At 53.0% G+C, this 25,681-nt stretch carries 30 protein-coding genes; 12 read left to right on the top strand and 18 right to left on the bottom strand.

All coding sequences use genetic code 11. From position 1 onward, the window contains the following. From ACWJKU_RS19490 to ACWJKU_RS19475, 4 genes are all read left to right on the top strand, one after another. Nucleotides 1-220: hypothetical protein (locus ACWJKU_RS19490; RefSeq protein ID WP_454148414.1), on the top strand; the 220-nt coding region annotated here is incomplete at its 5' end. A 22-nt stretch (nt 221-242) separates the two neighbouring features. Then, nucleotides 243-854: a hypothetical protein gene (locus ACWJKU_RS19485; RefSeq protein WP_454148412.1), complete on the top strand. Its 612-nt coding sequence runs from the start codon at nt 243-245 to the stop codon at nt 852-854. 91 nt (nt 855-945) lie between these two features. Next, nucleotides 946-2,364, top strand: coding sequence for a shufflon system plasmid conjugative transfer pilus tip adhesin PilV (gene pilV, locus ACWJKU_RS19480; protein ID WP_454148410.1), 1,419 nt, complete (start codon nt 946-948; stop codon nt 2,362-2,364). 781 nt (nt 2,365-3,145) lie between these two features. Continuing rightward, on the top strand, nt 3,146-3,586 hold the full coding sequence (locus tag ACWJKU_RS19475; RefSeq protein ID WP_454148408.1) for a DUF29 domain-containing protein: 441 nt from the start codon (nt 3,146-3,148) through the stop codon (nt 3,584-3,586). A 491-nt stretch (nt 3,587-4,077) separates the two neighbouring features. Here the strand turns inward: ACWJKU_RS19475 and ACWJKU_RS19470 are convergent, their stop codons facing one another. The 12 genes from ACWJKU_RS19470 to ACWJKU_RS19415 form a co-directional block, all read right to left on the bottom strand. After that, the gene (locus ACWJKU_RS19470; protein ID WP_454148416.1) at nt 4,078-4,338 is read right to left on the bottom strand and encodes a WGR domain-containing protein; all 261 of its coding nucleotides are present in this window, start codon (nt 4,336-4,338) and stop codon (nt 4,078-4,080) included. A 129-nt stretch (nt 4,339-4,467) separates the two neighbouring features. After that, nucleotides 4,468-5,544 carry a DNA-binding protein gene (locus ACWJKU_RS19465; protein ID WP_454148406.1) on the bottom strand — a complete coding sequence of 359 codons (1,077 nt, stop codon included), beginning with the start codon at nt 5,542-5,544 and terminating at the stop codon, nt 4,468-4,470. Nucleotides 5,545-6,359: 815 nt separating this feature from the next. Next, nucleotides 6,360-7,748 (bottom strand): replication initiator protein A, encoded by a 1,389-nt coding sequence (locus ACWJKU_RS19460; RefSeq protein ID WP_454148404.1) that lies wholly within the window; start codon nt 7,746-7,748, stop codon nt 6,360-6,362. Between the two features lie 27 nt (nt 7,749-7,775). Further along, the gene (locus tag ACWJKU_RS19455) at nt 7,776-8,030 is read right to left on the bottom strand and encodes a ribbon-helix-helix domain-containing protein (RefSeq protein ID WP_454148402.1); all 255 of its coding nucleotides are present in this window, start codon (nt 8,028-8,030) and stop codon (nt 7,776-7,778) included. A gap of 39 nt (nt 8,031-8,069) precedes the next feature. After that, the gene (locus tag ACWJKU_RS19450; RefSeq protein WP_454148400.1) at nt 8,070-8,711 is read right to left on the bottom strand and encodes an AAA family ATPase; all 642 of its coding nucleotides are present in this window, start codon (nt 8,709-8,711) and stop codon (nt 8,070-8,072) included. Between the two features lie 305 nt (nt 8,712-9,016). After that, nucleotides 9,017-9,172 (bottom strand): hypothetical protein, encoded by a 156-nt coding sequence (locus tag ACWJKU_RS19445; protein WP_454148398.1) that lies wholly within the window; start codon nt 9,170-9,172, stop codon nt 9,017-9,019. Nucleotides 9,173-9,414: 242 nt separating this feature from the next. After that, nucleotides 9,415-10,371: an IS5 family transposase gene (locus tag ACWJKU_RS19440; RefSeq protein WP_454142574.1), complete on the bottom strand. Its 957-nt coding sequence runs from the start codon at nt 10,369-10,371 to the stop codon at nt 9,415-9,417. Nucleotides 10,372-10,406: 35 nt separating this feature from the next. Then, entirely contained in the window at nt 10,407-11,057 is a 651-nt protein-coding gene (locus ACWJKU_RS19435) for a nucleotidyl transferase AbiEii/AbiGii toxin family protein (protein WP_454148396.1), read from the bottom strand. Beyond that, the gene (locus tag ACWJKU_RS19430) at nt 11,058-11,978 is read right to left on the bottom strand and encodes a type IV toxin-antitoxin system AbiEi family antitoxin domain-containing protein (RefSeq protein ID WP_454148394.1); all 921 of its coding nucleotides are present in this window, start codon (nt 11,976-11,978) and stop codon (nt 11,058-11,060) included. 182 nt (nt 11,979-12,160) lie between these two features. After that, on the bottom strand, nt 12,161-12,715 hold the full coding sequence (locus ACWJKU_RS19425; RefSeq protein WP_454148392.1) for a recombinase family protein: 555 nt from the start codon (nt 12,713-12,715) through the stop codon (nt 12,161-12,163). Between the two features lie 643 nt (nt 12,716-13,358). Next, nucleotides 13,359-14,477 carry a hypothetical protein gene (locus tag ACWJKU_RS19420; protein ID WP_454148390.1) on the bottom strand — a complete coding sequence of 373 codons (1,119 nt, stop codon included), beginning with the start codon at nt 14,475-14,477 and terminating at the stop codon, nt 13,359-13,361. 5 nt (nt 14,478-14,482) lie between these two features. Further along, nucleotides 14,483-15,109: a Cap15 family cyclic dinucleotide receptor domain-containing protein gene (locus ACWJKU_RS19415; RefSeq protein WP_454148388.1), complete on the bottom strand. Its 627-nt coding sequence runs from the start codon at nt 15,107-15,109 to the stop codon at nt 14,483-14,485. Between the two features lie 288 nt (nt 15,110-15,397). Between ACWJKU_RS19415 and ACWJKU_RS19410 the strand changes: the two genes are divergently transcribed. Together ACWJKU_RS19410 and ACWJKU_RS19405 are read left to right on the top strand one after the other, a co-directional pair. After that, entirely contained in the window at nt 15,398-15,544 is a 147-nt protein-coding gene (locus tag ACWJKU_RS19410; protein WP_454148386.1) for a hypothetical protein, read from the top strand. A 22-nt stretch (nt 15,545-15,566) separates the two neighbouring features. After that, entirely contained in the window at nt 15,567-15,791 is a 225-nt protein-coding gene (locus tag ACWJKU_RS19405; RefSeq protein WP_454148384.1) for a DUF2188 domain-containing protein, read from the top strand. Between the two features lie 65 nt (nt 15,792-15,856). Here the strand turns inward: ACWJKU_RS19405 and ACWJKU_RS19400 are convergent, their stop codons facing one another. From ACWJKU_RS19400 to ACWJKU_RS19375, 6 genes are all read right to left on the bottom strand, one after another. Continuing rightward, complete coding sequence (locus ACWJKU_RS19400) at nt 15,857-16,252, bottom strand: hypothetical protein (protein WP_454148382.1); 396 nt, start codon at nt 16,250-16,252, stop codon at nt 15,857-15,859. A 120-nt stretch (nt 16,253-16,372) separates the two neighbouring features. Then, nucleotides 16,373-17,158, bottom strand: coding sequence for a Fic family protein (locus ACWJKU_RS19395; RefSeq protein ID WP_454148380.1), 786 nt, complete (start codon nt 17,156-17,158; stop codon nt 16,373-16,375). Next, nucleotides 17,155-17,427 (bottom strand): type II toxin-antitoxin system RelE family toxin, encoded by a 273-nt coding sequence (locus ACWJKU_RS19390; protein ID WP_156881546.1) that lies wholly within the window; start codon nt 17,425-17,427, stop codon nt 17,155-17,157. The genes ACWJKU_RS19395 and ACWJKU_RS19390 overlap by 4 nt, the downstream gene beginning before the upstream one ends. Then, complete coding sequence (relB, locus tag ACWJKU_RS19385; RefSeq protein ID WP_156881545.1) at nt 17,411-17,635, bottom strand: type II toxin-antitoxin system RelB family antitoxin; 225 nt, start codon at nt 17,633-17,635, stop codon at nt 17,411-17,413. The genes ACWJKU_RS19390 and relB overlap by 17 nt, the downstream gene beginning before the upstream one ends. A gap of 65 nt (nt 17,636-17,700) precedes the next feature. Continuing rightward, nucleotides 17,701-20,979: an LPD7 domain-containing protein gene (locus ACWJKU_RS19380; RefSeq protein WP_156881544.1), complete on the bottom strand. Its 3,279-nt coding sequence runs from the start codon at nt 20,977-20,979 to the stop codon at nt 17,701-17,703. Continuing rightward, nucleotides 20,969-21,331: a CopG family transcriptional regulator gene (locus ACWJKU_RS19375; RefSeq protein ID WP_156881543.1), complete on the bottom strand. Its 363-nt coding sequence runs from the start codon at nt 21,329-21,331 to the stop codon at nt 20,969-20,971. Before ACWJKU_RS19375 ends, ACWJKU_RS19380 begins: the two co-directional genes overlap by 11 nt. Before the next feature lie 331 nt (nt 21,332-21,662). Between ACWJKU_RS19375 and ACWJKU_RS19370 the strand changes: the two genes are divergently transcribed. The 6 genes from ACWJKU_RS19370 to ACWJKU_RS19345 form a co-directional block, all read left to right on the top strand. After that, nucleotides 21,663-22,058, top strand: coding sequence for a hypothetical protein (locus tag ACWJKU_RS19370; protein WP_454148377.1), 396 nt, complete (start codon nt 21,663-21,665; stop codon nt 22,056-22,058). Beyond that, nucleotides 22,055-22,750, top strand: a complete 696-nt coding sequence (gene stbB, locus ACWJKU_RS19365; RefSeq protein ID WP_454148375.1) for a StbB family protein — start codon at nt 22,055-22,057, stop codon at nt 22,748-22,750. Before ACWJKU_RS19370 ends, stbB begins: the two co-directional genes overlap by 4 nt. A gap of 8 nt (nt 22,751-22,758) precedes the next feature. Further along, nucleotides 22,759-23,370: a hypothetical protein gene (locus ACWJKU_RS19360; protein ID WP_454148373.1), complete on the top strand. Its 612-nt coding sequence runs from the start codon at nt 22,759-22,761 to the stop codon at nt 23,368-23,370. 88 nt (nt 23,371-23,458) lie between these two features. Then, nucleotides 23,459-24,256 (top strand): P-type conjugative transfer protein TrbJ, encoded by a 798-nt coding sequence (gene trbJ, locus ACWJKU_RS19355; protein WP_454148371.1) that lies wholly within the window; start codon nt 23,459-23,461, stop codon nt 24,254-24,256. A gap of 14 nt (nt 24,257-24,270) precedes the next feature. Then, the gene (locus ACWJKU_RS19350; protein WP_454148369.1) at nt 24,271-24,471 is read left to right on the top strand and encodes a hypothetical protein; all 201 of its coding nucleotides are present in this window, start codon (nt 24,271-24,273) and stop codon (nt 24,469-24,471) included. Continuing rightward, nucleotides 24,443-25,681, top strand: a 1,239-nt coding sequence (locus tag ACWJKU_RS19345; protein ID WP_454148367.1) for a type IV secretion system protein, incomplete at its 3' end; no start/stop codon positions are given. The genes ACWJKU_RS19350 and ACWJKU_RS19345, both read left to right, overlap by 29 nt.

The raw sequence follows: 25,681 nt of genomic DNA, 5'->3' as shown, positions 1-25,681 counted from the left end.
ATCTGGCCCGGATAATTTCGCGGGCGCGAAAACCGCTCAGGATTCTAGCGACGGCGGACAGGGCGGATCGATCGGCGGAGCGGGACCGGATCAGTCCGATACCTCGCGATTCGGGGCATCCGTGGCCGAACACGTGAGGGGAGGATTACAGGAGTTTGCGCAAGCGGAAAAAGCACATGGGGCTTCGGTGAATATCCAAGCCGGGCATGATGAGTTTTAAACCAACAAGAATGGAGACGACTATGCACCGCAAAATTGAATTGCTACCGCCCGAGACCATAACGTGCGGCTGTTGCCGTAACGCAGTCGTATTCGGCTCAAACTGGTGCCCGTACTGCGGGGCCGGGATCAAATACCACCGGACCACGCTCATGACAATCCTGGGGGCCGTCGCAATGAGTTTCGTTCTCCCATTAATTCAAGCGCTGGTGTTTCCGGAGCTTGCCCAGCGTTTAGGCTGGCCAGCCGTTATCGGCCTCTCATTAATCCTTGGCGTTATGTTGGCGTGGTGGGCGTTTTGGAGTTTTTGGCCCGCGCGGCATCAGGTCCGGGCGAAATTCTACCGTCGAACCTTTCAGGGATTTTCACCGAAATCGACCGACGAGGAAGAATCCGAATCGGATTTGCCGTGCGATCTACTCATCATAGTGCCGGCGGCGGTAGCTCTGTTGTTTTTGGCCAATCAATTGAGTCACGCTCTACTTGGGCTTTTTGATGCGGACACGGGCACTCTCGCCGACCGGCTGACCTTCCTGATCCTGATGATTTCAATACTGGCCACTACCATGGTAGCGGTCAAATTAGGCGTTCCCGACTGGCTCAAGCGCCGGCGCCGGAACCGGTTTTATGCATAAAAGGCAAGGCGGGATGATCTCGGCTGCACCTGGCTATGTGCCTGCGGGAGCCATTCTCGCCATCATCAATAAATAAAAAGAGATTTACGCCATGAAAAGACAAAGAGGATTCGGACTGCTCGAAGTGCTCGGAGCCTTGGCGGTTGGAACAATCATCTTCGCGGGCTATGCCCGCATGGCCGGGGATGCTCAAAAACAAACACGGGATACCGTCACCGCTCAGCATTTCAAGCAAGTGTCGGATGCGGCCACTCGGTACATTCAAGACAATTGGGCAGCGGTTCAAGCTGCGGCGACACCAACCGTTCCGGCTGTCATTACGACGGCTATGTTGACCGCAACCGGTTATTTGTCGGCAACGTTTTCAGGGATGAATCCGTACGGGCAAACACTACAAGTTGAAGTCCTGGAGCCCAGCGCCGGAAATCTGCAAGCGGTGGTATTGTCGATGGGCGGAACGACAATTCCGCAGGCTCAAGCGCCGCGTATCGCAGCCAAAGTGGGAGCAGGCGGTGGGTATACGCCTAGCGCGAGTCCCACAACGGCACAAGGCGCGTTTGGCGGGTGGTCGATGCCATTGACGTATAACACGAAACCGGGCGCTGGGCATTTGGCCGGATTGCTGTATTTCAGCAATGGCCAGCTAATACCAGACTATCTACGCCGGCATTCAGTACCGGGACATCCGGAAGTGAATCAAATGTTCACGACGCTGGATATGAACGGCCAAAACCTGAGTAACGCAAATCAGGTCAACGGTACCACGGTAACGGCATCGCAAACGGTTACGGCGGGCTCCGGGAATGTGCAATTGAGCAATCAGGCCGGAGAAGGGGGGTTAATTAAAACCATCGGTGCGAACGGCCAAGTCGCATGGTTTGAGAACCTAAACGGAACGCTGAGGACCATCAACAGCTCATGGACAGCAGCAACCTGGAGCGTTGACCAAAGCGGCAATACGTCCAATCCGGGCGAAGCGTCTTCCGGATCGGTGAGAACTCAAATCGTGTACGACAGCAATAACACCGGCTACTACGTCGATCCGAACGGAACCAGTCGAACGAACTACACGATTCAGGACAACAACTATACGTACGGCGCGACACAGGCCGATATTTACTACGACCGCTGGAACAATGGGTACTACATGCAGCCAAGGGGCATAAACCGGCTGAATTATGTCGCTGCGGACAACCAGGTGACCTATGGGAACAACGCCGCAAACACCTTTCAGGTGAATGGTGTAGCGGCGGCAGGAGGGGGATGCAGCCCGAATGGGCTTGTCGCGAGAGATGCGGCGGGCGCGCTGCTGTCGTGTAAATCCGGCGTATGGACAGCGGCAGCAGCGCAACCAAGCGGCGGTTTCCAGACATATAGGACGACTGGGGTCTGCATTTGGGCAAATCCGAGAACAGGAGGATGTTCCTGCCCAGCCCCGACCATACCGATTTTATCCGGACAGGGGTATTTATGGGACCAGTGGGACCGGGTGCATTGGATGTGCGGATGATACTGGACACGCCCGGCAGCGCCTATTTCTAGCAGACTGAAACTGAAGTGGGCCGGAACCACATTCACGGTCACTGAGCCGGCAATCTATTAAGCTCGGCCCCCTATTACCCGGGCTTGGCTGTTGAGTCCCCGAGCGGCGCCCGTTAGTGAAACGTATAGCGCCCATCACGCCCCGGCCACTCTTGGCCGGGTCTTGAGGTTCGGATGCCGGTCATGGATCCACATTTTCGTGGGCACGAAAAAATATGGACTTCCTTCCGCCACAACCCAAACTCGTCCGTTTTCAATAGTCTTTTCATATTAAAACCGGTGACAAACACAGGTCAGCGGTAGCCTGCAATACCGGGTGAAGTACTCACCCTGTAGGGCGGTAAGCCGCGCCGGCCTTGGCGTCCAGCCGCTCCCAAGGTGTAGAAATAGAGGCATTTTGGGGTAAGAGCCGCCTCTTTATAGGGCCGGAATGGTGGTCGGGCTATGCCCGCCACTCCTTCATCTAGGCGTGAGTACTTCACCCGGTGCCTTCTCCTCTAACTTGAACTGACCGTTAACGGCGATTGCGGCGGGCCAGGCCTGCCTGGCCTTGTTTGGCTTTGGCCGAACTGCCTATCCCTCACTCTCACGATTTTCGCGTCCGCGAAAATACGGATTTCCTCAAGCCTCATCCAACTCGCGTATTAAACCTGCTGGAAATCGAACTCGTGAGCCGCCCTCCGTATAGGGCACACCGGACACGGGTTTGATAAGCTTTCCAAATCATCCATTCGCGGAGAACCTAACCAATGGCCGGAATCGCTTATGAAACCGATGTTGCCGCCTGGGCATGGGAGCAGGCCCAATGGCTGCGGGAACGGCGCTTCGACGCCCTGGACATCGAACACCTTGCCGATGAAATCGAGGACGTGGCGAAAAGCGAGCAGCGTGAATTGGAACGCCGCTTGGCCATTCTTCTGGCGCACCTGCTTAGATGGTTGCACCAGCCCGAGCGCCGGACCAAGTCCTGGCGGCTAGCCATGTCTGCGCAACGCAAAGCAGTCGCCTACCCTGTAAAGGAATCGCCGAGCCTCAGGCACCTGTTCGATGATCCGGAGTGGCTGGATGGGGTGTGGGCCGATGCAATCATCGCCGTCCTAGCCGAGGTGGAATTAGACAATCTGCCTGAAGTTTGCCCGTGGACTATCACCGACATCCTCGATCCCGACTGGCTGCCGAACGAAGGCTGATCGGCTATGCGTGGATTGGGGATGCCGGTAGTGTGAAAGCGTGAGTACTTCACCCGGAAAGGCGAGGACGCCTTTGACGCCAAAAAACGAGGGGCGGTTTTAAAGGAACTACGAAAGCTCTCCGTGCCGCTCCTATCATTGGGGCCTGCGATACCGGGTGAAGTACTCACGCTTAGAGGCCTGAAGAAGTCAGGCACGGCCCGCAGCCATGCCAGACTTGGTAAAGTGGAGTTCTCCCCCAAAAGCACCTTCTTCGGCGCCTTGGGATCGGCTGGAAGCCAATACCGGCGCGGCTTACCGCCCTACAGGGTGAGTACTTCACCCAATTTCTTCCCTCTGGCTGAGACTCTCCGCGCGATCTCGCTCATCAACTTGCAACCTGCCGAATCTGGCCTAGGCTTCAAGTAACCGCGCTGTTGTCTTAAAACGCGCTTGCGCCTGATCTTACGACAACGCGGTACACACCCGGCTCGCACCCAGCAGCCGGGTTTTTAGACGTTTTTAACTACCTCATATTTGCGGGCCTTTCGCCTTGCAGTAATCGCCTTCAGGTCTTTATACCCTTCCGCAAACGAGTTGCAGAGGTCCAGCTTAACTCTACCAATAGGTGAGTCTCTGCGACCCCATGCCCGCGTAATTACCCAGCTTCCAAAGAGGTCCTTGGTCAAGAATACCATGTAGTAGCGGGTGTCCCGATGCCAGCGCAGACGGATTAGGTTAGTAATGGTGAAACGCGGTTTTGTCCATTTCATGGGTTCACAGACTCGGTTCCAGTAAGCTAGATTGCTCGTTACAACATTCACCTCGCGCAGCTCGCCTAGATAGGGTGGACCGATATAAATCTGACGTTCCATGAGATATCTCAGGTTAAATTAAAGAACTCAATCCTGCGTTTTTGGCCTGGTTTTCTTGGCCATCCCTACCAACTCGTCTTGTAAACGCTGCACTTGCGAGACTAACTCAGCAATGTGCTCCTTGTCCGCCGCTGAGCGCTCGGTTAAACGACCGTTTTCAACTTCTAATTGGCCAATGCGTTGTTCTGCCGCAGCCTGTTTCTCCTTTGCGGCCTCGACCTGTTCGGTAAACCGTTGAAACTGTCGTTTATATTCCTGTTTGGATTCTTCCTTTTTCCGGTCTAGCTCATCAACATTATCCTGCAAGGACTTATTATCACGCCGGCAGGTCTCTAAGTCGGCGGTCAAACGCTCAATCTGCCGAGTGGCCTGACCATGCGCCTCCTGTTCTACCGTCAGTGCTTCTCGTAAGCGGTCCACCTCGGCGCTCGCCGCATCGCGTTCAGCGGTGGCGCGGATCGCACGTTCCGTTTGCCGTTTGGCTTCGGTTTCCGCATCGACCCGAGCGGAGCGCTCAACCTCAAATGCGGCCGTCAGTCGCCGGAGTTCTGCGGCGTGCTGGTCGCTAGCGTCTCGTGCCGATTTCTCAGAGGCCGTCAGCCGTTCCCGTAGCTGCGCGATCTCCACGGCCTGCGCGTGAGCCTGGGCCTGCGATTCGGCAAGACGCTGCGTCAAAGCAGAAAGCTCGGCTTTTGTTTCGTCTAGTTTGACCTCCAGATCATCAACGGTCTGCGCCGCGTCCGCTAACTCGCGCTCGGCCTGCTCGCGTTGCTCGCCGGCAGCTCGAACTACATCGGTCACCCGTCTTTCGGAGGCCTTTACGGCCTTGTCGTTCAACTCAACTGCCAGAGCAGCTAGACGCTCGGTTAGCGCTTTGGTGACAGCGGCCAGTTCCTCGGCGACCTCGACGGGCAGCTCGGCGACCGGCTCGGCTTGGGTGACGGCCTGCTTCGCCACGTGCTCGTCCCACACCTGTTTCAGGCGGTTCGGATTCCCGCCGCCGACCTTCTGACGTAAGGCAAAGCCGGTGACGTTGCGGCCTGTCGACTGCAAGGCTTCGCCGGCCGCGATGATCTCTTCGGGGGTAAATTCGGCTGGGCGCACGGTTAAGCTCCTCTTGATTGACTGTGCGCCTATTATATCAAGGAATAAATGAATTAACAAACTAACTAACTAATAAATAAACTTATGTAGTGGTGTGAGTGCTTCCCCAGTAGGTGGAAAATATCGCCCCCTACACCGTTTCCTAGTCCATCTGAGAGCCGTTATACGGTGCGAAATGGGTTATTCCCATGGGGATGCCTCGCCATGAACGCTTTTAACGCTCTCTGCGGCTCCTGTGCGGTTTGAATGCGCTGTGTTTGGGGGTCTGTCAACAGTCAACACATCAGAACAGCCCCCTCTTTTTTGGCGTAACCCTAATCCGCCCATATCGAGGCAGAGTGACATGGATAGTCCATACGCGGGTGCAGATGGGCACTGATGCCCCTGGAATGGTTGTCGGGCTGCGCCCGACTCCTTTTCTGAGTTTGGAAGGATTCGATTTTGAGGTTTAGCAGCGCCAAGAGAGAAGGATGGGGACTCTTTGCGGACAGGTGGAGGGGGAACCCTTCAGGCGCCTCGACCGAATATCGCTGTGGCGTTTTGGTTGTCCACAAGTGTTGCGACTCGGAGAACGTTAAAGTTTTTATAAGTTAAAAATCGCGCGCGCGCGTTACGCCTGCGGAAAGTGTCTAAAAATTATTACATGACAAGCAGTTACAAAAGCATTAGGTGGGTGAAACCACGATAGTGCGGTGGGTGAAACCACGTGTCTATTCATAGGAAAAGGTGGGTGAAACCACGTGTCTATCCACAGAAAAAGGTGGGTGAAACCACAACTTTGGCGGAAGCGGTGGGTGAAACCACGATAGCGCAGCTTACGTCTTGGTGATGCTGCGCACCAGGCGTTTTGTGTCGATGGTGTAAAACGTGACCTTAACGTCGGCTAGCCGCCCCGCTGTGGATAGGCTCATGCGGTACTCGGGCAGATGGTCGGATGCTGCAATGGCCTTAGTGGCTTCGTGGAACTCCTTGAGTGCAGCCTTGCTGCCGCTTTTTTCGTGGAGCAGCGGCAAGCTAATCGTCCATTGGGCCTGATGGCCGCAATGCTTGCGGGCTAACTCATATAGCCGCCGCGCCAGCGGCTTGCGCAGCCTGAAATAGTCCGGATGGATTGTGAGCACTTCGAAGGCCTGTACGGCATTGTAGAGCCACTTAGAAAGTGTGATCTCTACGGCAATCATGCGCTCGTCAGTGGGTGACTTTTCGATGATCTGCCATGTGTCGATAATGCCGAAGCCCTGCTTGATGCGCTGGCCGCCGGTTTTGATGTCGGTGGTAATGCGCGTACCCGCTAGCCGCTCAAAGGCCTCTTGCAGCCGCTTGTAATCGTCGCCACTTACGCCGCGATTTGTAGTCACCAAAAAGTCATAGACTGTGAATCGTACTGTCCTGTACCGGGTGTCATCGCGCCCACGGTTCAAGGCCTCGGTGAGCTGGGAAATAACATAGATGAGTACGTCCTTGTCGAACTGTGTTGCACGCCCCAGCACGCTGGGCGCAACTTTAATTGACTTCGAGCCGTCCTTGCTGGTCCACTGCCAAATAGACAAGTCTGGCTTGGTGGAAAGCGTGAATATCGGCGCCTCCATACTAGCGCCGTCATCTTTGAGCGCGTAGTCGAATAGGTCAGCAAGGAAGAAATCGCGGTTAGGGTGACGCACGCGCAGCAGGCCCGCTTTATTGTCGCCGCTGCCTACCTGAGCTTCTGGCTTGCGCTGCAAGGCCTTCAGTGTTTTGATTTCGGCTTCGATGTCTACGTCGATCCCGGTGCGCTGCGCCTGCAAAGCGACTACCCGCTCGCGCAAGGCGGCCGCTTCCTCGCTATCGAGGTGATTATGTACGGCCAACCTCGCTAGTTCACGGTTAGCTGCCACAATCTGCTCGGACAAAATGCGGTGCGCTCCGCGCAAATAGGCAAGCCGCCGCTCGGCATCGTTCGACCACCCTTCCGGGGGGGCGAAAGGATCGTGCTCGACCGGCATCTCGTAGCTTTCTATCGCGTCCTGTTCACTCAACGCATCCTCAACGAACGCTCCCATCGCGGCAGCATCTTCGGCAGACATTTCAATCTGAACGCCTAGCACCGGATTGTCTAAATCGTCTAGCCGGGAAGACGTAATAGGGCCAAACAGGGACCCTTGTTTTCCAGTCGCCTGTTCCTTGCTGCTGTGGCGCTTGGTGGCCTGTTTGGCGTGCTTGCTCATGTTTATGTCCCTTCTCTAACGCAGTGGTCACTCTTTGCGTAGGCCGTCAATGGTTAAGCCGTGCTCCACGGCACGGTAGATCGCCATATTAATGATAGCGGCCCTAGATTGGCCCAGCTCAGAGGCTAGCTCGTCCACTCGCGCAAGCAGACTAGGGGTAATGGTGAGGCTAATTTGCTGCTTATGTCCTTTTCTTACGCCCTTCGGCTTTTCAGCATCGGGGGCGCCAGAAATGAACGCATCGGCAGCGGTGCTTTTCGATTTAGGTCTAGTAATCGTCATAGCATTCAATATCAATTTACTTTTGACATTATTTTAATATTAAAATAATGTTCTAACAAGTGAATTAAGCTCGTCTATTGCCTTCTTATCTGAAGGCTTGAGTTCCAGCACCGATAAGCCGGCACCGGCTGCATTTGCGAATGCTTTGCGGCGGCGTATCGGAGTCGGCAGATATTCAAACTGCGGCACATCAGCGACGGCAGCGGCGGCCTCGGCGTTGTCGGTCGATCCCTCGCCCGGATCAGCGCAATTCAGCACGGCCACAGCCCGCAGACCATCCCGTACGCTACGGGCCTCGTCTACCAGTGCGGCTATATCGCTTAACGCCCATACGTCATAGCTGCGTGGCTGGAATGGCACTAGGATCACATCGGATAACACCAGGGCGGCTCGTAACGCCGTCGAGTCTCGACCACCAGCATCAATAATGATGTCGCTGAACGTCGCTGCCTGCTGCTGTACCTGCGCGCGGAGAGTCGGCCCGTCCGGGTATGTGGCGCACGCGATGCCTGGTTGGTGGCCGGCCTCGGCCCGGATACTAATTGCCGTCTGTGCGGTGCCCTGCCGGTCGCCGTCGATCAGCCACACGTCACGCCCAGCCAGAGCGCGGGCAATCGCCAGATTTACCGCTAGGGTAGTCTTGCCTACCCCTCCCTTCGTGTTGCCCACCGTGATAATCATGATTAACCTTTTTTAATATTATATTAATATCTTAATTCTATGAATTAAGGTTTCTATGTCAATTCCTTTCGGTGGATAACAAAACAACAAAAAAGGGGCTTAACGGCCCCTTTTTAGTCCCTCAATCGCTGGTGTTGGTGTCGGCTAGTGGCCATTGCTGCGCTTCGTGCGGCACGCGCAAAAGCTGGGTGGCATCACCGGTAGTCAGCGCGAATACATTTAACTGGTTGTTGTCGAGCTACACGGATAGCGAGAGCGCCCCTGATGGCATCATCAGTCCTAGAGCCTACGGCGTGCCATTAGCTCTATAGCCAGGGCAACGCGCGATAGAAGGTCTCGACGACAGCGTAAACTTCAGCAAATGGAGGCAGATCGCCTTCAACTTCGGGAGCGAGCTTGCTGTATTCGACTTCTGAGCGCCTACGGATTTCCGGGTTGGACATGGCTTCGGGATCAACCATCAGGCCACGTATGCGGGACTTCTCGATCAGCCGCGCCAGAATCCGCGCCTGTATCACTGGATCGTTGCGCTGCGGGTGATCGTTAAGGAAGCTCTGAATAAGTGCGTTTTATTGGTGGCTCCGATAAACCGGCCGGGGCTACCAGCCGAAAAAGGTCGTTTTTCCCTCCCCATTGGCGCCCGCTATCGGCGCTCTTTCCGCCCCTCGCCCCCGGTTTTCCGGGGCGATGCACGGATTGATCCCTAGGCCGCCCTCAACTCCTCCCGCACCTGGTAGAGATTGCTGAGGGCAAACAGCAGGTAGAGTTGCTGCCCGTTTTTGAAGAGTCCCCGGTACCGGACCTGGGTATAGCCGAATTGGCGTTTGACGATCCGGAAGGGGTGTTCGACCACCGCCCGCAGCGCGGCCAGCATGCGGTTGTGAAGCGCTTGTTCCGCAGGCAAGTCCTCGCCCTTCTTACGCTTGAAGGGAAACGCCCAGACCGGCTCGCCCTCCTGGCGTTCGACCTCCAGATTGCGGTCCTTGCGGGTATAGGCCCGATCGCCCAGGACGACCTGCTCCTCGCCGTGCAACAGGGCCTCGGTCATGACCCCGTCCGCCACCTTGGCGGTGGTGACTTCCATCGTATGCACCAAGCCTGAATCAGCATCCACGCCGATGTGCGCCTTCATGCCAAAGTGGTAATTGTTACCCTTCTTGGTCGAACTCATCTCGCCATCCCGCTTCCGCTCGCGGTTCTTCGTGGACGGCGGGGCGGCGATCAGGGTGGCATCCACGATGGTCCCTTGACGCAACAATAAGCCCTTTTCCGCCAATAGGGCCGCCGTTTCATCGAATAGGGTTTGCGCCATCTGATGGGTTTCCAACAGGCGCCGGAACTTGAGGATCGTGGTTTCATCCGGCATGGCGTCCTCGCCCGCATCCAGCCCGGCAAACTCGCGTAGCATCGGAATGTCATGCAGCGCCTCTTCCATCGCCGGATCGGAGTAGCCGAACCAGTGCTGCATCAGGTGGATGCGCAACATCGTCTCCAAAGGAAAGGGACGCCTGCCCCGGCCGGCCGTCGGGTAGTACGGCGCAATCCGGCTCGTCCACAACCCCCAAGGAATCACCTGCTCCATCTCCTGGAGAAATTTCTGACGCTTGGTCAGCTTTGGTTTCTTCACAAACACGGTGGCACTGAGTCCGAGTTGCTTCATCGGGGGTCGACCTGTCGAAAATTGGACGTTGGGCATTATTTTATCGGGGCCAGGGACTTGTTCAGAGTTTCCTTAAGAACATAGTGCAGATCGTAAATGTCCTGCCGACGGATGCGGTTGCGGACCTCCTGCTGGAGCAGCGCACGGAATTTCTCCGCCACCATCTCCACAAAAGAGTAAGCCCGGATGAGACTACCCTCCTCTAGTTCAAAAAGTTCAGTCTCTTCGACCGGCTCATTCAGACTGTAGTCGATCCGAATAACTTCTGGAGAACTGCCGGCCTGCAGCCGCTTATGGGCGGGTGTGCCTTTGTAAGCGTAACCGATACTGACCTGGATGGTCGGGAAAGTCGCGTCCTCGCTCTTCGGATTCTGCTCGCAGCTCTGGATGCGGCAATCAAGGCCATAGCCTAAAGTCTCTACGGTGTCGATCAGGCTGGCCTCGAGCTGTCGCCGAAAATCTTCAAGATCGAAATCTGGCCGCTTGATCGCAGTCGAGAAGTCAATATCCTTAGTGTAGCGTGGGCTGCTGTAGCTTAAAGCTAATAACACCCCGCCTTTCATAATCATGCTGGTTTGCAGGAAGGGTGTGCCTGCAATAGCGGTGAGAATGGTATGAACAGCCTGACGGAAAGGGCGGTAGTCTGAATTCTGATTGACCCACTCCTTAATATCGAATTTTTGCAATCACACCTCCTCGGCTTCTGCGATATTGATGGATAAACACCATTTTTCCGAGAAGTGCGCACTGTAGGCAGCCTGGGCCAGAAGCTTTTGGGAGCCGCCGCGCTGTACGAGAGCGTGCCAGGACTTGATGGTGGGATGGGTCAGTCCCAGGCGCTCATCAAGGATATAGCCGACGCGCACCTTGTCGAGCTTGCTACCATGGCGATCAACCTCATCCACGATCAATCGCAGATAGCGACCAGCATAGTCGGCATAAACGTCTAGGACATGATAGATGCCGCCGCACAAATCGGGCTCACGAATCATATCAAGAAACGTCCGTCCGATCGTGGCCACGCGTAGTGGCCGACCGTGCATGGACACATAAGCCCCTGGCCCACAATGCACGCTGGTATGGACGTTAACAGTTTTGCGATGGATTTTCGCGAGCCGCAAGCGACGAAGCAAGGGCAGAGAGGCTTGGGAATATAGATCAAACCCTTCTAATCCTAAGTCCTTCTGCATCCGTTGGATGGCCAATTGCCCCCAATGCGGCGAGGAGGGGGTGGTTAGAAACAGGATCTTGGGCAGACGGTCGGTGAGACCGTGATATTCCATCGCACTCAGGTGCGAGATATAGCCGAAAGGATCGACACAGCAGGCAATATCCTCCGCCGCCGCCATATTCTGTCCAAGGACTACAAACACCTCCTTATTGGGCACGTCCCTGCTGTTCTGCAGGATACCGTCACGTACTAGGGAAGTGATCAGGCGGTTGTATTCAAGACGCTCTGGAACGTCCTTCTGAATGCGGTTCAGCTTCTCACCGCGGTAGACCTTTGTCTGATACAGATGAAAAATCAAGCAGCCAAGTTGATAGCTTGTGACGACTGGCTGATGGAGCTGGCCGATTTCAAGGGTGACAGCAGTGCGGATATCCATGATACTTCGATCTATATATGTCCTAAGGACATATATAGATCGAAGATTTAATTGTCAAGATCCTTTAGTTAATCAACAGTCATCTTGACAAATCATTTTCTTACCAATAAGATACGTCCTTAGGACGTATCTTATTGGTAAGTCACAATTTGTTAGCTAAAATCAATAACATTGCGATTACTTCAACGCCCAGTATTCTCACCGAGCAGACGATAGACACTGGCCTTTGATAGATCGTATTCTCGCATCAGTTCTTTGATAAGAACCCCCGCTTTCCGTTTGGTCTTCAGGTCTTCCACCTGGGTCGCGGTGAGCTTCGCCTTCCGACCGAACTCAACCCCCTTTTCCTTGGCAGCCTCTATTCCGTCGAGCTGCCGCTCCTTCCGGATTTCATTCTCGAACTCGGCAATAGCACCTAGCATCGTGAACATGAGCCGTCCCGTTGGAGTGGTAGTGTCAATCGCCTGGTCCAGAGCCTTCAGTTCAACACCCTTCCGCTTCAGGATTTCGGCGATTTGGGTCAGGTGGAGTGTGGAGCGCGCCAATCGATCCAAGCGGGTAATGACCAAGGTGTCCCCCTCCCGCAGATAATCGAGACAGGCTTTAAGCTGGGGTCGTTCAGCGGTGGTCCCCGTCCGCTTCTCCCGAAATATCTTGTCGCAGTCCTTCAGCTTTTGCAGCTGAACGTCCAGTGATTGCCCAGTGCTGCTGACTCGCGCATAACCTACGGTAGCCATGATGCTTTCCCTCTATCAGGGTCTCGAAATATCTTAGATGTTGCTAGAATTAAATTATAGGACATTGAATAAGACATACGAGCGAATACGTCTTAAAACGTTTACTTTTTTGAACATTTCGGCAAAAGTCTGGCCACAGACGGGTGGGCTAGCCTGAAAAAAACCGGACAATTACCTGTTTTTGTAAGCGTTTTTAATATGAAAAAAATATTGAATCAGCGGGCGTGAAACCGTTCCGTGCGTTCCTGCGAGGTTTGATGCGCGAGTCGGATCGTGGCCGAAGGGAACCCACATTTTTCGCGAGCGCGAAAATGTTTGATCACTCCTACAGGCGTGAAGAATAGGCCTTACTCCAAATGGGCGCAGGTCAAGGCGTGGATTCGCTGATTCCAGCGCCTCGACGAGCCGGCAATCGAGGAGGCCATCCGTGAATCGTTGCTAGCCTGTATTGGCGTACTCAAAACCGCTAGACGCACAGCGTAGGTACGTCGGTCGTGCAGCAGATCAAGGCCCGAAGGTAAATAACTATCCTAATTGGGTTGCGTGCGATGATTGCATTGCTCGCTGTGGAAGTTAATTCGCTCAATGATGCCGGAGAGTTGTTCTCGGGATGGGATAGTGGGGGCTCCCGACGTTACTAGAATCAGTGAATACGAGCCTCATTAAGGCTTCTTATTACGTCATCGTTTGTTTGTATGCCAAATGGATTTAACACCCGTGCAACATCATAAGCAAGCTGATCTACTTCCTTTGATAACAGAGCTAACGATTCAAATTTTTCAGATGAGTCAATAATCTTTCTGGATTTATCAGGCACATCTAGAGATTCGGTATAAGAGCGATTAGTAAGATATATCCACAGCCGAACTTGAGTTATGGCTATTAAGGTGAGCTCAAGATAGTGTGGTAGATTTATCCTTTGTGAATCAAAGTGCCATACGAGTGATGCAATATCATAGCTGGTTAGCTTAATATCTTTATCTGAGTCTTTGCGAAGACTTTTAAGAAGGCGAATCACTTTTTTTGCGCATCCATTCGTGGCTGAATCCTTTTCTTCGATGCGCTTCATGTGCATGAATGGGCGATTAGCTAAGGTATCTGGAATAGTCTTATCTAATATTTTTATTTCTCTGTCATGCTTCTCCTTCGATCTTTGGTAGTCTGCCGTATCATGCCAATGTGACGGTACAACATCGACTTTCCTTCTAAGTGATCCTCCCGAAATTGCAATGGATTTTGCGCCATTTTTATCGACGTTGGCAGCCGGAAATTTATTATCAAGAATTTCTTCGCAATTACTCCTTAGCGTGAGCATGTCACTGAGCGCTGAATTACCAAGCATAATATATGACTTGGCTTGTGGCCCGCTCCAGTCTAAAGTCACAAAACCATCATGTAAGACGAGCAAATCAATATCGCTCACTCCTTGTATATGCACATTTAAAGGAACGGAGCCTTGATAATCAAAAGTTACAGGAACATCTAATGTAGACAAACCTGAATTCAGTTGTTTTCTAACTCGCTCCCCTTCTTCAATGCTGATACGTGTATATTCTGGATCGACTTCCTGCATGATCCCTAAAGCGTATTTTACCGGATCATTCTTGCCCCTTTGTTCATAGGCTTCCGATTTATACAGTGGCTCGCCGAATGACAATGACTCACGTAGCGCGACTACTGAATCTAATGCTAACGATCTTGAATCTAAACCAAGACGGCGATTTCTAAGATTTTGAAGACGCTGTTTATAATCAACTGCCATAGCTTTTAACCTTTACGAGTTAACACCATTCGACCAAAGGTAATGCGGCCTTTATTATTGAAATAATCACCTTCTGCTTTTGTTGTTGTTTCATTGAAAGCAAGCTCACAATAGTCGACATGATGGTTTAACTCTTTTTGGCCAATCGTTGGCTCATTTCGGTAACTATACATGAGAAGGAAGCCACGGCCTGGTTCATTAATTAGCGCTGCAGAAACGCTCGCGGATTTTGAACTTCCTGTATCAAGATATACTCTGATTTTCTCCCATGTTTGAGAGATACGAACAGCACCAGGCCATTCATAGATGACATCACCATCAGCATTCAATGTTTTTCCGTTGCAAATCCATTCGCCATTAAGGTTGGGAATTTTTAGGAACTTAAGAACCCTTGGGTGCTTCCATACCCAAGTATCAAATGCCCAGTGGCCGAGTGGGTATATGGCGGCAGCACTGATTGGCAATAACACGATGTCAGGAATTAAGTGAGATAAGCCGTAATTATTGGCTATATCGAGGAGTACTGTGACGATCAGCACGCATACGGAGCTAATCAGCCCTGCTAGTGTGCCAAGGTGACGGCCAACTGTAGAGCGGCTGTGGCCGATAATTGAGTATTCATGTGGTTGCATAGGTGACACGCCAAAGTCGAATAAAAACTGTTACGTCATCACCATTATTCATAAGCTTTTTATTATGCAAACAATAAGGTATTGATATTATTAATTTTTCGCTATGCATGATTGTGTTATATGCCGATCCTACATCTTGTGTGTTGGCGCTTTCAATGCACAACATGTAGGAATATGTTAGCACTCTACATTGATGGCTGCTAGAATGCAATCAATCGCTCGTTCACGTTGGTATAAGCCAATCGCTGCCGAGCGGGATGAAGTGTTCATCCAAGGAGACAGTTCGTTATGTCGAAAAAAACAACATCAAGTGAAGTGACGGGCAAAAAAGCAGCCTCGGCGGCGGCCAAGGTGCTGCGCGATCCAAAGGCTAGCCCAGCAGCGAAGAGTGCCGCTGGCTCTGCGTTGACGCAAAGACCGAACCGTAAGAAGTAAAAAAATCTGAGGTATCAATAAGATGAGCGGCAAGAATCAACATGTTGTCCCCCACGGGGATGAGTGGGCAGTCCGAGGCGAAAATAACTCACGAGTGACCTCGGTACATCCGACCCAGGCGGAAGCTATCGAAAGAGCACGGGAAATTGCGCGGAATCAGGAATCGGAACTTCTAATCCACGGTAGGAACGGCCAAATCCGGCAGAGGGATTCTTACGGAAATGACGAATATCCGCCGGAAGGATAGATAAAGAACAGGAGCGAGAAACCCGGCTTAAGCCGGGTTTCTTTTTGTTTGAAATTCATGTTCGGCTATTCAGCCAGGAGATATTGCGCCGCGATTGCGCGTAGTCGGCGCTCTGCGCGGCGGCTCCAATCGCCATTGACCAGCCAGTCGTCAACCCAGCTCTCCCAATCCGCCGACCCCAGCCGGCGTACGCCCTGGTCCAAAACGTACGCTGCGACAACCTCCGGGTGATCGGGCGGCAATTGGCGGATCGCCCAATCCGTGACGGTCTCCAATATCCACCACTCGGGCTCTGGCAGGCGCGCCAGAATTGTGGCGCGCAAATGCCGAAAACTATCGCCATCGACAGTATAAGCGTGCCGGATACACGCAGCACGGGTGCCGAAAAACAGCCGGTCCTCGTGCCCGACGGGATGGATAACGTACCGAGCTGATGAGATCGATATAATGGATGTAGCCATGATTGCGACTCCTCATTAGTCGTGGTTGTGGTTAGGCCGCATGCGGGGTGGCCGCCCCGTTCGTGGCCGCGTTATCGGGCAGTTCATCCTGCCCGATATAGTGGTTTTAATGACCACCGCTTATTTAGCAAGCCCTGGATTCAGTCGATAGATTTCCTCCACTTCCGGATGAAGACTCACTAGAAAGGCCATCATTTCCGTCGCGTCTTTGCTCAGATAGAACCGAACCATCTTTTCGTTGAACGCCTGCGCTTCCGCAGCCGGTATGCTAATTGCGTCAATGCCGGATGACATTAGGATTCCGTTCATCATGAAGCGGGAAGTCCGCTTGTTGCCGTCGAAGAAGAACTGCTGCAATGCCCCGAACAGAAAGAACGCGGTCGCCTTCTCAAAGGGGTCCGGTGCATATTCGTTGAGCGCCGTCAAGCCCTTCTCGAAAACCCGGTTGAGTTCTGGAGCGCCTGGCTTGGTCGGCAATGGGTTGTAACGGCCGTGCTCGCCCAAGGCCACAGCAGGCGTAACGTTCGTTTCTTCGCCCTCGCCCCGAAAGTGCCCCCATTCCAGCCCTTCTTCTTTGGCAACGCGAGCATTGAGTTCGCAGAAGGTAGACTTGTTCAGCTCGAACCGACCGTCTTTCACAAGGGCTAGAAGATATTTCGAGCTGTCCGCCAACCTAAGGATTTGCTCATGATCGGAAAGCTTGTGTCCACCGACGGTCACGCCGTCCAGGAGCGTTTTCACTTCCGGAAAAGTGAACGGGTTGCCTTCGAGCACGCCGGCATCCCAAACGTACTCCGGCAACATTCGATGGAATCGATAGCACGCCCGCTCAACCGAGTGGGTTGGAACAACGGTCGGTACGACCGATCGGTTCCAACGAAAACCAAGGTCATCAAAAAGTGTCATTTCCGGTAAACCTCCCTGCGGTTGCCGATGCGCACAACGAGGATACGCAATGCGCCGTCCTCGATGCTCGCAATGATTCGATAGTCGCCCACGCGGTACTTCCAGAAGGCTCCCAGCTTGGAGCCTTTGAGGGCTTCGCCAATGCTGCGCGGGTCATCAAGCTGGGCGACACGGCCATGCAGGAAGGCAAGGATGCGTCGGGCCGTTTGAGGGTCGAGCTTGTCTAGCTCCCGCTCGGCTGCGGGGTCTAGCTCAACCTTCCATGTCATAGCGCTTCATCACTTCTTCAAGTGGTACGGTTTGGGTCTTGCCTGAGCGAATGTCGATCAGACGTTGCTCCGCGAGGTACAAATCTTCGAGGTCGTCCAAGTGCTCAAGAATGGCTTCGCGGGCGTAGAAGGTCTTAGTGCGTCCGGTGGCTTGCGCCAGTGCTTCAAGGCGTTTTTCCACTTCGGCAGGCAGTCGGATGGCAAGCATGATTTGGCTCCTGTGCTTAAAGTGATATACAAGTATAGCATCGTTTACCGCCCTATCCTATAGGCTTAGCGGCCACGGTCGTTGTCCCGAGTCCTGGTCTTTTCGGGTACTCGCTCGGCCTTCATCTGGTCGTCCCGGTAGGTGATCCGTAAGTAATCCCCCGGCACCGGCGCTGAAGCAAAGCGCTCGCGGTCGTGCCGGATGATCTCCTTGCCGTGATCCTGGTAAACAAAATGGGTATCCACTTGGATAACCTTGCCGGTGTATTGGCCTCGCTGGATCTCCGGCGCAACGCTCTCGATGGTCGGCTGAGGCCGCGGCGCGGGCCTGTCGGGCCTGTCGGGCGTGCCGGCTATAGCCGGCGTCTGTGCCCGATCCGTGGGTTTTTCGTTACGTTGCGATAAATCAGGCGTGGTCCGGGGTGGCTCGGACGCAGCATCAGCCGCGCGGCCCTCGCGGGCCTGCCGCGCCAGCGCCCGCAATTCCGCTTCGCGGGCTTTCAGTGCCGCAAGGTGCGCTTTGTGTTCGCGCATAATTTCGTTCATCCGTTTATCGGTGAACTCAACACGTAAGCCTTTTTCTGCGGCTACTATCGCGGTCTGCCGCTTAAACTCTACCGATCCCTGCACGTCCAATTTCCCCCCGAACTTGGCTAGCGCCATCCGTAAGCCGGTCTCGATAGTCTCCCGGTCGTCATGGAGCACACGCAGCGTGCGCCCCTGGTCGGCCAGGATGTCCCGCCCCGCCCGGCTATAGGTCACGTCGCCATTGCGGTGCACGCGGTAAGCAATGTCGGGCTCCCGATAGATCGGCTCGCGCTTCATCTGCTCCGGCTTGGGCTCGCCGGCTTGAATAACCCGCTCGTCCGGTGCCGGCTGCCGCTGAGATGCTTTGCGGTCATCCCGCTCTTTTCGGATGCGCTCCCTTAAAACCCGCTCCTGCTCGATCCGTTCCATTCGAGCAACGCTAATAATGGAATTCATTTGCGGATCAGTGAATTCGACATAGAGTCCCTTTTCAGCAGCTACCCGCGCCACCACCGCCTTAAAAGCGTCGGACCCTCGGATATCGAGCTTTCGGCCGAACTTGGCCCGCGCCAGACGCAGGCCGGTTTCGATATTGCCGTCGTCGGCTTGGAGGACCTTTACAAATCGGCCTTCATCCCGCACTACGGCGTTACCGCCTCGGCGGTAGGTTACGGCTCCGTCTCGATGCACCTGGTATGACAAGCGATTGCCGGTAATAAATGGCGTATCCTCCCGATTCTCCTGAACTGATCCCGAATGGATTTCATGGTCATCCGTCCGTTCCTTCTCTTTCCGCTGCATCCGCCGCAACTCAACCAGCGCGTAAACGTCACCCTCCTGAGCCTTCAGTGTCAGCCATTCGGCATACTCATCTTTCAAAGGCCTGCGTTGGGATGCTTTCAGGTCGTCCCTCTGCTTTCGGATGCGCTCCCTTAAAACCCGCTCCTGCTCGATCCGCTCCATTCGAGCGATACTGATGCGTGCCTTTCGCTCGGCCTGGCTCAAGCTTCGGTTGCCTAATATCTCCCCTCTCTTGGCGTAGAAGACTTTTCGAATCGCTTCCTTCTGAGTGGTTTCGCTCTTCCGTTGCGCTTCCCATTGCTCTTTGTTCCGAAGCGAACGGTTTTGCCGGGATAGCCTGAATTGCTCCCATAACCGTTGCCCCGGACGCTGCCGACCCATGCCCGGCGATTCGCGCCCGGTCTGTTCCCGGTAGGTCTCCCGCAAAATTTTCGCGGCCTCTGACCAAGGAAGGTTCAACTCCTTGGTCAGAAAGTCCGAAACATTGAGGTTCCGGGTCCCGGCCTGGATGCGGTCACCGCCGTCCTTGCCCTTCGAGATTGGATATTTCTCCGGAATAACGCCGTGGCTGTGGGAAAGCGCGTTCAATAACCGGGAGGCATCCAAATGGCGCCGGATCTCCTGAAACTCCGAAAGTTCGGCGCTACGCGCGTTCGCCTTTTGCTCCCGGTGGTCGTACTTGAGCTGGCCGGTCACATTGTCGGCCTCGCGCGTCCCGCCTAATTCATGCGCGGTTTCGCGTCCCTCAACAGCTCGGCCTTGATGTCCCGTAAGTCGTTGGACAGCGGCTCTAAGAGCGCGGCCAATTCGTCTACGAGTGCGGTTTCCGCCGGCGCGGTCAAGATCGCCAGCAATTCGGCTTGCTGATTCGATATGGCGGTCAACTGTTCCGAGATTTTCTCTAATACGCTCAAGAGTTCGTTCGGGATCTCTGTCTTCGAGGTCATAATCGGTCTTTCGATGTTTTGCATAGAAACGGTTTTCTCGCTCTACCAGAATCGCAGCCTTTTTATCCGGTGAAGCGCTTTTATACTCAGCGTATTGCTTTTTATTGCCCGAGTTTAGATATTTGATTTCCTTCGCCCTTCGCTCATGCCAGTCCTTCAGGATCGCTTGATACTCTTCCGGTGTAGGCCTGGCGGGACCGGCAGTTTCATACTGAGCGCTCGCGACTTTGCTAAGTTCTTGCCGCTTCTGTTCGGCGGACAATCCCAGAAAGGCCGGCGTAAAAACATACTCCTTTAAATTGACCCCCTTCCCTGCCGGGTCCGGTTTGACATTGAGATATTCATTCGCTCGGCCTTCGTTCCGAATCCGAACACTTCCGTATTCCGAGAGCAAAGCCATGAGGTCATCCTGATTGCCGATATTCCGCTTGAGAATGTCGGTGAGAATCTTTGTCTTCAGCTCCTTGTGATGCCCGGTGAAGACTTCGCGTCCTATAAACTCATCGCCCTTATACCGGCTGACAATTTCCGACTCCAGATTAAAGCCGGTGCGCCGGTTCTCCTTCGGGCTCGCGAGTCCATATTTGGCGTTCGTCAGCTCCTGAAATGCTTCGAGAAATGCTGTTTGTTGCTCAATGCGCCCCAAAGGGCTGAGATACCCTCCGCTTAGGAGATTGGTCTTTGGAATGACGATGTGAATATGTGGCTTGCGTTCAATAAACTCACCGTTCTGACTGTTAACGTAACTCTTGATTCTAGGAATATGCGCCTCTGCATAGAATGCATATTCATCCGATTCATACGCGGAAAAGGCAAATGCCTTGAAATCCTGCGTGATCGCTTCCAACACCTCCCGGCTGAGTTCGTCCTCTTTGAATGCAAGCGTTACATGCAGATACTTTTCTCCATTGTTATCAAGAGATTCGTTGACCGCTCTAATAGAATCAAGATCGCCATCCAGAATAATCCGCTCGTCTAATTCGTCTCGGGAATTCTCACGCCCCTGCTTTTGGCCATTTTCAAGATAATCTTCTATGCCCGAGTCTGCTCCTTTGACTCTAATCAACATCGTTGAGGCATCCTTTCATATACCGAGACAGATGTTGCAATTCCTTGAGAACTTCAAGGTATATATCCTCGGATACATCGCCTGCCTTATGCGCGACATTAACCTGTTTTGCCAACTGATTTATATTATTGCTGGCCTTATTAAAAAGGTATAATAGCTTACGTGTGTCACCACTTGCGGGACGCCTAGCAATAACCGAGGTCTTATTGAGCAAGACATATTCGCGCATGAATTCCGATATAGATAACCCCGCCGCCTTGACCTTTTCAGTCAAGGCGTCAGCATCCGGCTCGCTCAACCGAAAGCTAAACGGCTTCGATGGAACGCCCTCGCTCAAACTACGTTTTGCCATGAAAAGCACTCGAGCCGCGTCGCGGCACATAAGGAGTTAAAAAGGCGGTATCTCACCGCCTGGGTTTCAAAGGGGCACCCTTTGGCACGACGATATTTTACAATGAAGCGTAGCGCAATTGTAAACATATCGGACGTGCCTCTGTCTTACCAATTCTTTTCGCCGATAATATTACACTGGTTGTTTATTGTTGTTTTGTGATTGTCCTCACATTTCTTATGATTGTTTTTAATTGGTTTTAGTTGTTTTTGGATTTATGATGGGTTGTTTCCCGTTGTTACAGGTGTCCGCTGAGGCTACTATGTGCATTTTTAACCACTGAGCCTCATCCATGGACATCGAAGAATTCGAAAAGCGAGTACCGCCAAAGGCGAAGAAATCACGCCTTGAGCCGTTCCATGAACAAATTTTTAGACTTAGGGAAAAGGGATATGCGTTATGGCAAATACGCGAATTCCTAAAAGCGAATTCGCTAGATATATCAACGGAATCGATACGCAAATATATTAAGAGCAGGACAAAAAATAAAAACGATATATCGAAGGGCAAAAGCAGCTCTGAAACGAATTCCACTCACTCTGAAACAGAAAAAACAACAGAGCATGATGAAGATATAAATCTTGAAGAATTAAGCGCCAAGCAGCGGCGCGAAAAACTCGCTGATCGTTTCATCAAACCAGACAATACTAATCCGCTTCTCAAATCGTTAAAGGAGAATAAAAAATGATAGTTGCCGTGATGAACTTTTCAGGCAATGTAGGCAAAAGCACGGTCGCTCGCCATTTGCTGGCTCCACGCTTGAATTATGCCCGGATTATCCCGGTGGAAAGCATTAATTCGGACGGGACGCAAGACGAAGCGATTAGAGGCAAGCAGTTTGGCGAATTACAGGAAGCACTCGCTTTAATGGATGATGCGGTGATCGATGTGGGCGCCTCGAACGTGGAGGACTTCGTTAACCTCATGCGACAGTACAAGGGCAGCCACGAGGATTACGATTATTTTGTGATTCCCACTGTACCGAAGGAAAAGCAGCAGCGGGATACGATTGCAACCCTCGATGCGCTTTCTGATCTGGGTATTCCGGCCAAAAAACTCCGCTTGGTTTTCAATATGGTGGAACTGGATGAGAGTCCAGATCGCCTCTTCTCGGGGCTCTTTGAATACCATGCCAGCGCTAAGAACTTCACCCTGAAAAAAGACGCGGTAATCCATGTCAATGATATCTACGGCAAGCTCAAGGGCGCGGAACAAAGTATCTCGGACATTCTGAATGATCCGACCGATTTAAAAGAAAAGTTAAAGGCAGCCAATGATCCTGAAGAGAAACTGCATTACAGCCGATTGATAGGGATCAAGCGATTGGCAGCAGGTGTCTCGGACGAGCTGGATGGCGTCTTTAAAACCCTCTTTCAATAGGATTGGACATGGCCCAAAGCACCGCCCTGGAAGCGCTGACCGCCGAACTATTAGGGGATGTTGGATTACTGCATGATGAAATTAAGGCTCTGCGCCAGAACATGCCTAGCGTATTGGACGGCTATGTTAAGCAGGCGATTGCTGAAATACAGCAGGCGACGCGGGAAATCGAGCTACAAACCGGCGCGAATATCGCCAAAGTTAATGAGATTGAAAGTCGGATTGACGCCATACGAAAGGATGTGGGTGAGTATATCAGGGAAAAAACCCGGCTGGAGGTGGAATCTGCCAAACTCGACCTAAAAAAAGTGGCGGCGGATGCGGTAACAGAAACAGCAACGCGAGCAGCGCGGGAGTTAGCCGACTATATCGGTAAAACGCTCGATGAACAGTTATCCGTGAAAATTGCAGCGATAAATGCGGATGGCGATGCGTTGCAAGCAAAAATAAATAGCTCAAAATCGGAATACAACGTGTTAATCCGATCAATTAACGATGCCAAGGAAAGGGCTGATGGCATTACAGCCTCCAGCAAGTGGGAAGTGTTCACCTATGGCCTGATCGGGAGCGGAGTTGGCGGATTTCTTATGGTCATCGCAATGCTATTGCGGGGACCATAATACATTGAAAATACTCGGCGACATACTAGTATTTGTATTAGGGTATTTAAAAAATTGATAACCAATAACCAGGCAACCTAATCAAATTATGAGCAACAACAGATTAAAACCGAAGCGCATAATTTTCGCGGGCGCGAAAATCATTTTAGCCGGCTCACTGGTCTTTTCCTCAGAGGTTAAGGCTTTTGCCTACGCTTCCGAGCCGACGCAGATCATGAACAACGTTGAGTTGATCGGAATTTTTGAAAACGGAGCGGCGCAACTCTCCACACTGGCCGACATGCTTGACAACGAGATTACGCAGACCATGCAGCAAATCATGATGGTCGAAAACCAGCTCCGGGATTTGATGAGTTTCGGCGATGTCGTCATGGCACCGTGGAGCAAGGTGTCAGGAATGCTCTATAAACTCCAAGGATTGGTTTCTCGGGGCCAGTCCTTATCGTACACCCTGCAAAACCTGGACTCCGAGTTTATGCAGAGATATCCGGGATTCGGCGCGGGTATTACTGGAAATTACACTGACAGATACAAAGTGTGGAGCCAATCCAGCTTGGACGGGATTCGCGCGGCGTTGCAAGCCGTGGGCTTGCAGGCGAGCGACTTCGAGAGCGAGCAAGAGACTATGGAAACCCTAAACAACTTGTCATCGACTGCGGGAGGTACAGTGCAAGCCGTACAGGCTGGCAATGCGATTGCCGCTCAGCAAGTGGCCCAACTCCAAAAGCTGCGGCAGTTGGAAATGGAACAGTTCAACGCTTATGCCGGGTATCTGGCCGGACAGCAGGCGAAGCAGGACGCCGACTTGGAAGCACTCAAGAAAGTCCTGAACCAGGGCAATGGCAGGATTCGGGCTGACGGCGAAAGCGGGGCTTTGGGATTCTGATAGTGGAGAAAGAGATGAATAAGAAAATCATCGTCATCATAGTAGCCGCATTAATCGGTACTGGAAGCGGCACATACCTCGTTTTTCAGTCCTCGCAGACTGATGAATCGCTGCAAAAACAAAAAGCGGCTGAGGTTGAAGCGTTGAAGCAGGTCTTACGCCAAGGCAACGGGCGGATTCGGAAGGATGGTGAAAGTGGGGCTTTGGGATTTTGAGGGCGCGACAATGACAAAGACCTGCTCACTGATCATGATTGTTCTCCTGGCTCTGCTGGCATCGAGCGCCTATGCAGATACCGCAAATCCCTCGGAATACGATATCGGCCAGATAATTGCGAAATACCGCGCGGCATCGATCAAATTTGAAGAGTCTATTAGGGATGCCGCCCGCTGGATATTCCTTACCCTCGTAATCGTAGGCGGGCTCATTATCCCTATCCTGTTTAAACTGATCGGCGAAAACCTATCGTTGATGCAAATAGGGGCATATGTCGTAGTTAATATCGTGTCCTGGGGGTTTCAGTGGCATCTAATTAACTCGGATTGGTTATCCGTTGGCATCGATGGATTTAAAGCATTAGGTGAGCAGGCGTCGGGCCTCGATGTTGTACGGCCGTTCGATATCCTATGGCAGGGGATCGACTTGATGAACCAGGTAATCTCCAGGTTCTCACGCGGCGCGTGGATAACAACGCTGTTCAGCCCATTCGTCGCGTTGATACTGGGGATTTCGGCGCTGGTTATTCTAGCCGCATACCTGATCCTGACCGTCCAATTCATATTTCTCCTGGTGCAGACGTATTTTTATCTGGCCGTCGCACCCCTCATGATTGCTCTGACGCCGTTCAAGCCAACGCGAGACATCGGACTACGAGCGATGTCCTCCGTAATCCCGATCGGCATCAAAATTCTGGCCATCTATTTCGTAATAGTCGTGGCCAAGGGAATGGCTGGCGTGATGGGCGACCTCGTCGCTGCCGCAAAACCAGATGACATCACGCCGTTTCTGTCCGTCGTCTCAATCGCATTCCTGATCGGGTTCCTGGCCCTGAAGGTTCCAACGCTCGCAGCGGACCTTTTGAACGGTTCGGCATCACTATCTGCCGGCGACGCGTTGGTTCCTGGCGCGGCGGCGGCAGCCGGCGCTCTCTCTGGCGCCGTGGCTGGCGGCGTAATGTCAGCGTTCAAAGAGATCGTGTCGAGAATGCCGGATGGCCCCATAAAAAGAGCCTTGGATTCGGCGGCCGCATTGCGAGAAGCCACGGATTTAGGACGACAAGGAGGGATGGCTTCAGGGGGAGCAGCAATGGGCGGGTTTGGTTCCGCTGGCGGCTCCACCGGTTCTAATTGGGCGCCAGGACACGACGATGTACGGCCGTCATGGATGAAAACGCCCGATCCAGCGGCAAATACCAACTCATCTGGG

It is taken from the genome of Methylocaldum sp. MU1018 (genome assembly GCF_053646775.1).
The sequence above is the reverse complement of the archived record's forward strand: the minus strand, read 5'-3'. Positions and strand labels throughout refer to the sequence as shown.

Excerpts from the sequence above, each read along its gene's own strand:
- ACWJKU_RS19350 (WP_454148369.1), top strand. The coding sequence starts at position 24,271 with ATGAATAAGAAAATCATCGTCATCATAGTAGCCGCATTAATCGGTACT.
- ACWJKU_RS19390 (WP_156881546.1), bottom strand. The coding sequence starts at position 17,427 with ATGACATGGAAGGTTGAGCTAGACCCCGCAGCCGAGCGGGAGCTAGAC.
- ACWJKU_RS19425 (WP_454148392.1), bottom strand. The coding sequence starts at position 12,715 with ATGGCTACCGTAGGTTATGCGCGAGTCAGCAGCACTGGGCAATCACTG.
- ACWJKU_RS19420 (WP_454148390.1), bottom strand. The coding sequence starts at position 14,477 with ATGGCAGTTGATTATAAACAGCGTCTTCAAAATCTTAGAAATCGCCGT.
- stbB (WP_454148375.1), top strand. The coding sequence starts at position 22,055 with ATGATAGTTGCCGTGATGAACTTTTCAGGCAATGTAGGCAAAAGCACG.
- ACWJKU_RS19470 (WP_454148416.1), bottom strand. The coding sequence starts at position 4,338 with ATGAAATGGACAAAACCGCGTTTCACCATTACTAACCTAATCCGTCTG.
- ACWJKU_RS19380 (WP_156881544.1), bottom strand. The coding sequence starts at position 20,979 with ATGTTGATTAGAGTCAAAGGAGCAGACTCGGGCATAGAAGATTATCTT.
- ACWJKU_RS19375 (WP_156881543.1), bottom strand. The coding sequence starts at position 21,331 with ATGGCAAAACGTAGTTTGAGCGAGGGCGTTCCATCGAAGCCGTTTAGC.
- trbJ (WP_454148371.1), top strand. The coding sequence starts at position 23,459 with ATGAGCAACAACAGATTAAAACCGAAGCGCATAATTTTCGCGGGCGCG.
- ACWJKU_RS19415 (WP_454148388.1), bottom strand. The coding sequence starts at position 15,109 with ATGCAACCACATGAATACTCAATTATCGGCCACAGCCGCTCTACAGTT.
- ACWJKU_RS19430 (WP_454148394.1), bottom strand. The coding sequence starts at position 11,978 with ATGGATATCCGCACTGCTGTCACCCTTGAAATCGGCCAGCTCCATCAG.
- ACWJKU_RS19360 (WP_454148373.1), top strand. The coding sequence starts at position 22,759 with ATGGCCCAAAGCACCGCCCTGGAAGCGCTGACCGCCGAACTATTAGGG.
- ACWJKU_RS19370 (WP_454148377.1), top strand. The coding sequence starts at position 21,663 with ATGGACATCGAAGAATTCGAAAAGCGAGTACCGCCAAAGGCGAAGAAA.
- ACWJKU_RS19445 (WP_454148398.1), bottom strand. The coding sequence starts at position 9,172 with ATGGTTGATCCCGAAGCCATGTCCAACCCGGAAATCCGTAGGCGCTCA.
- ACWJKU_RS19440 (WP_454142574.1), bottom strand. The coding sequence starts at position 10,371 with ATGAAGCAACTCGGACTCAGTGCCACCGTGTTTGTGAAGAAACCAAAG.
- ACWJKU_RS19405 (WP_454148384.1), top strand. The coding sequence starts at position 15,567 with ATGAGCGGCAAGAATCAACATGTTGTCCCCCACGGGGATGAGTGGGCA.
- ACWJKU_RS19410 (WP_454148386.1), top strand. The coding sequence starts at position 15,398 with ATGTCGAAAAAAACAACATCAAGTGAAGTGACGGGCAAAAAAGCAGCC.
- ACWJKU_RS19460 (WP_454148404.1), bottom strand. The coding sequence starts at position 7,748 with ATGAGCAAGCACGCCAAACAGGCCACCAAGCGCCACAGCAGCAAGGAA.
- pilV (WP_454148410.1), top strand. The coding sequence starts at position 946 with ATGAAAAGACAAAGAGGATTCGGACTGCTCGAAGTGCTCGGAGCCTTG.
- ACWJKU_RS19475 (WP_454148408.1), top strand. The coding sequence starts at position 3,146 with ATGGCCGGAATCGCTTATGAAACCGATGTTGCCGCCTGGGCATGGGAG.
- relB (WP_156881545.1), bottom strand. The coding sequence starts at position 17,635 with ATGCTTGCCATCCGACTGCCTGCCGAAGTGGAAAAACGCCTTGAAGCA.
- ACWJKU_RS19455 (WP_454148402.1), bottom strand. The coding sequence starts at position 8,030 with ATGACGATTACTAGACCTAAATCGAAAAGCACCGCTGCCGATGCGTTC.
- ACWJKU_RS19450 (WP_454148400.1), bottom strand. The coding sequence starts at position 8,711 with ATGATTATCACGGTGGGCAACACGAAGGGAGGGGTAGGCAAGACTACC.
- ACWJKU_RS19485 (WP_454148412.1), top strand. The coding sequence starts at position 243 with ATGCACCGCAAAATTGAATTGCTACCGCCCGAGACCATAACGTGCGGC.
- ACWJKU_RS19395 (WP_454148380.1), bottom strand. The coding sequence starts at position 17,158 with ATGACACTTTTTGATGACCTTGGTTTTCGTTGGAACCGATCGGTCGTA.
- ACWJKU_RS19400 (WP_454148382.1), bottom strand. The coding sequence starts at position 16,252 with ATGGCTACATCCATTATATCGATCTCATCAGCTCGGTACGTTATCCAT.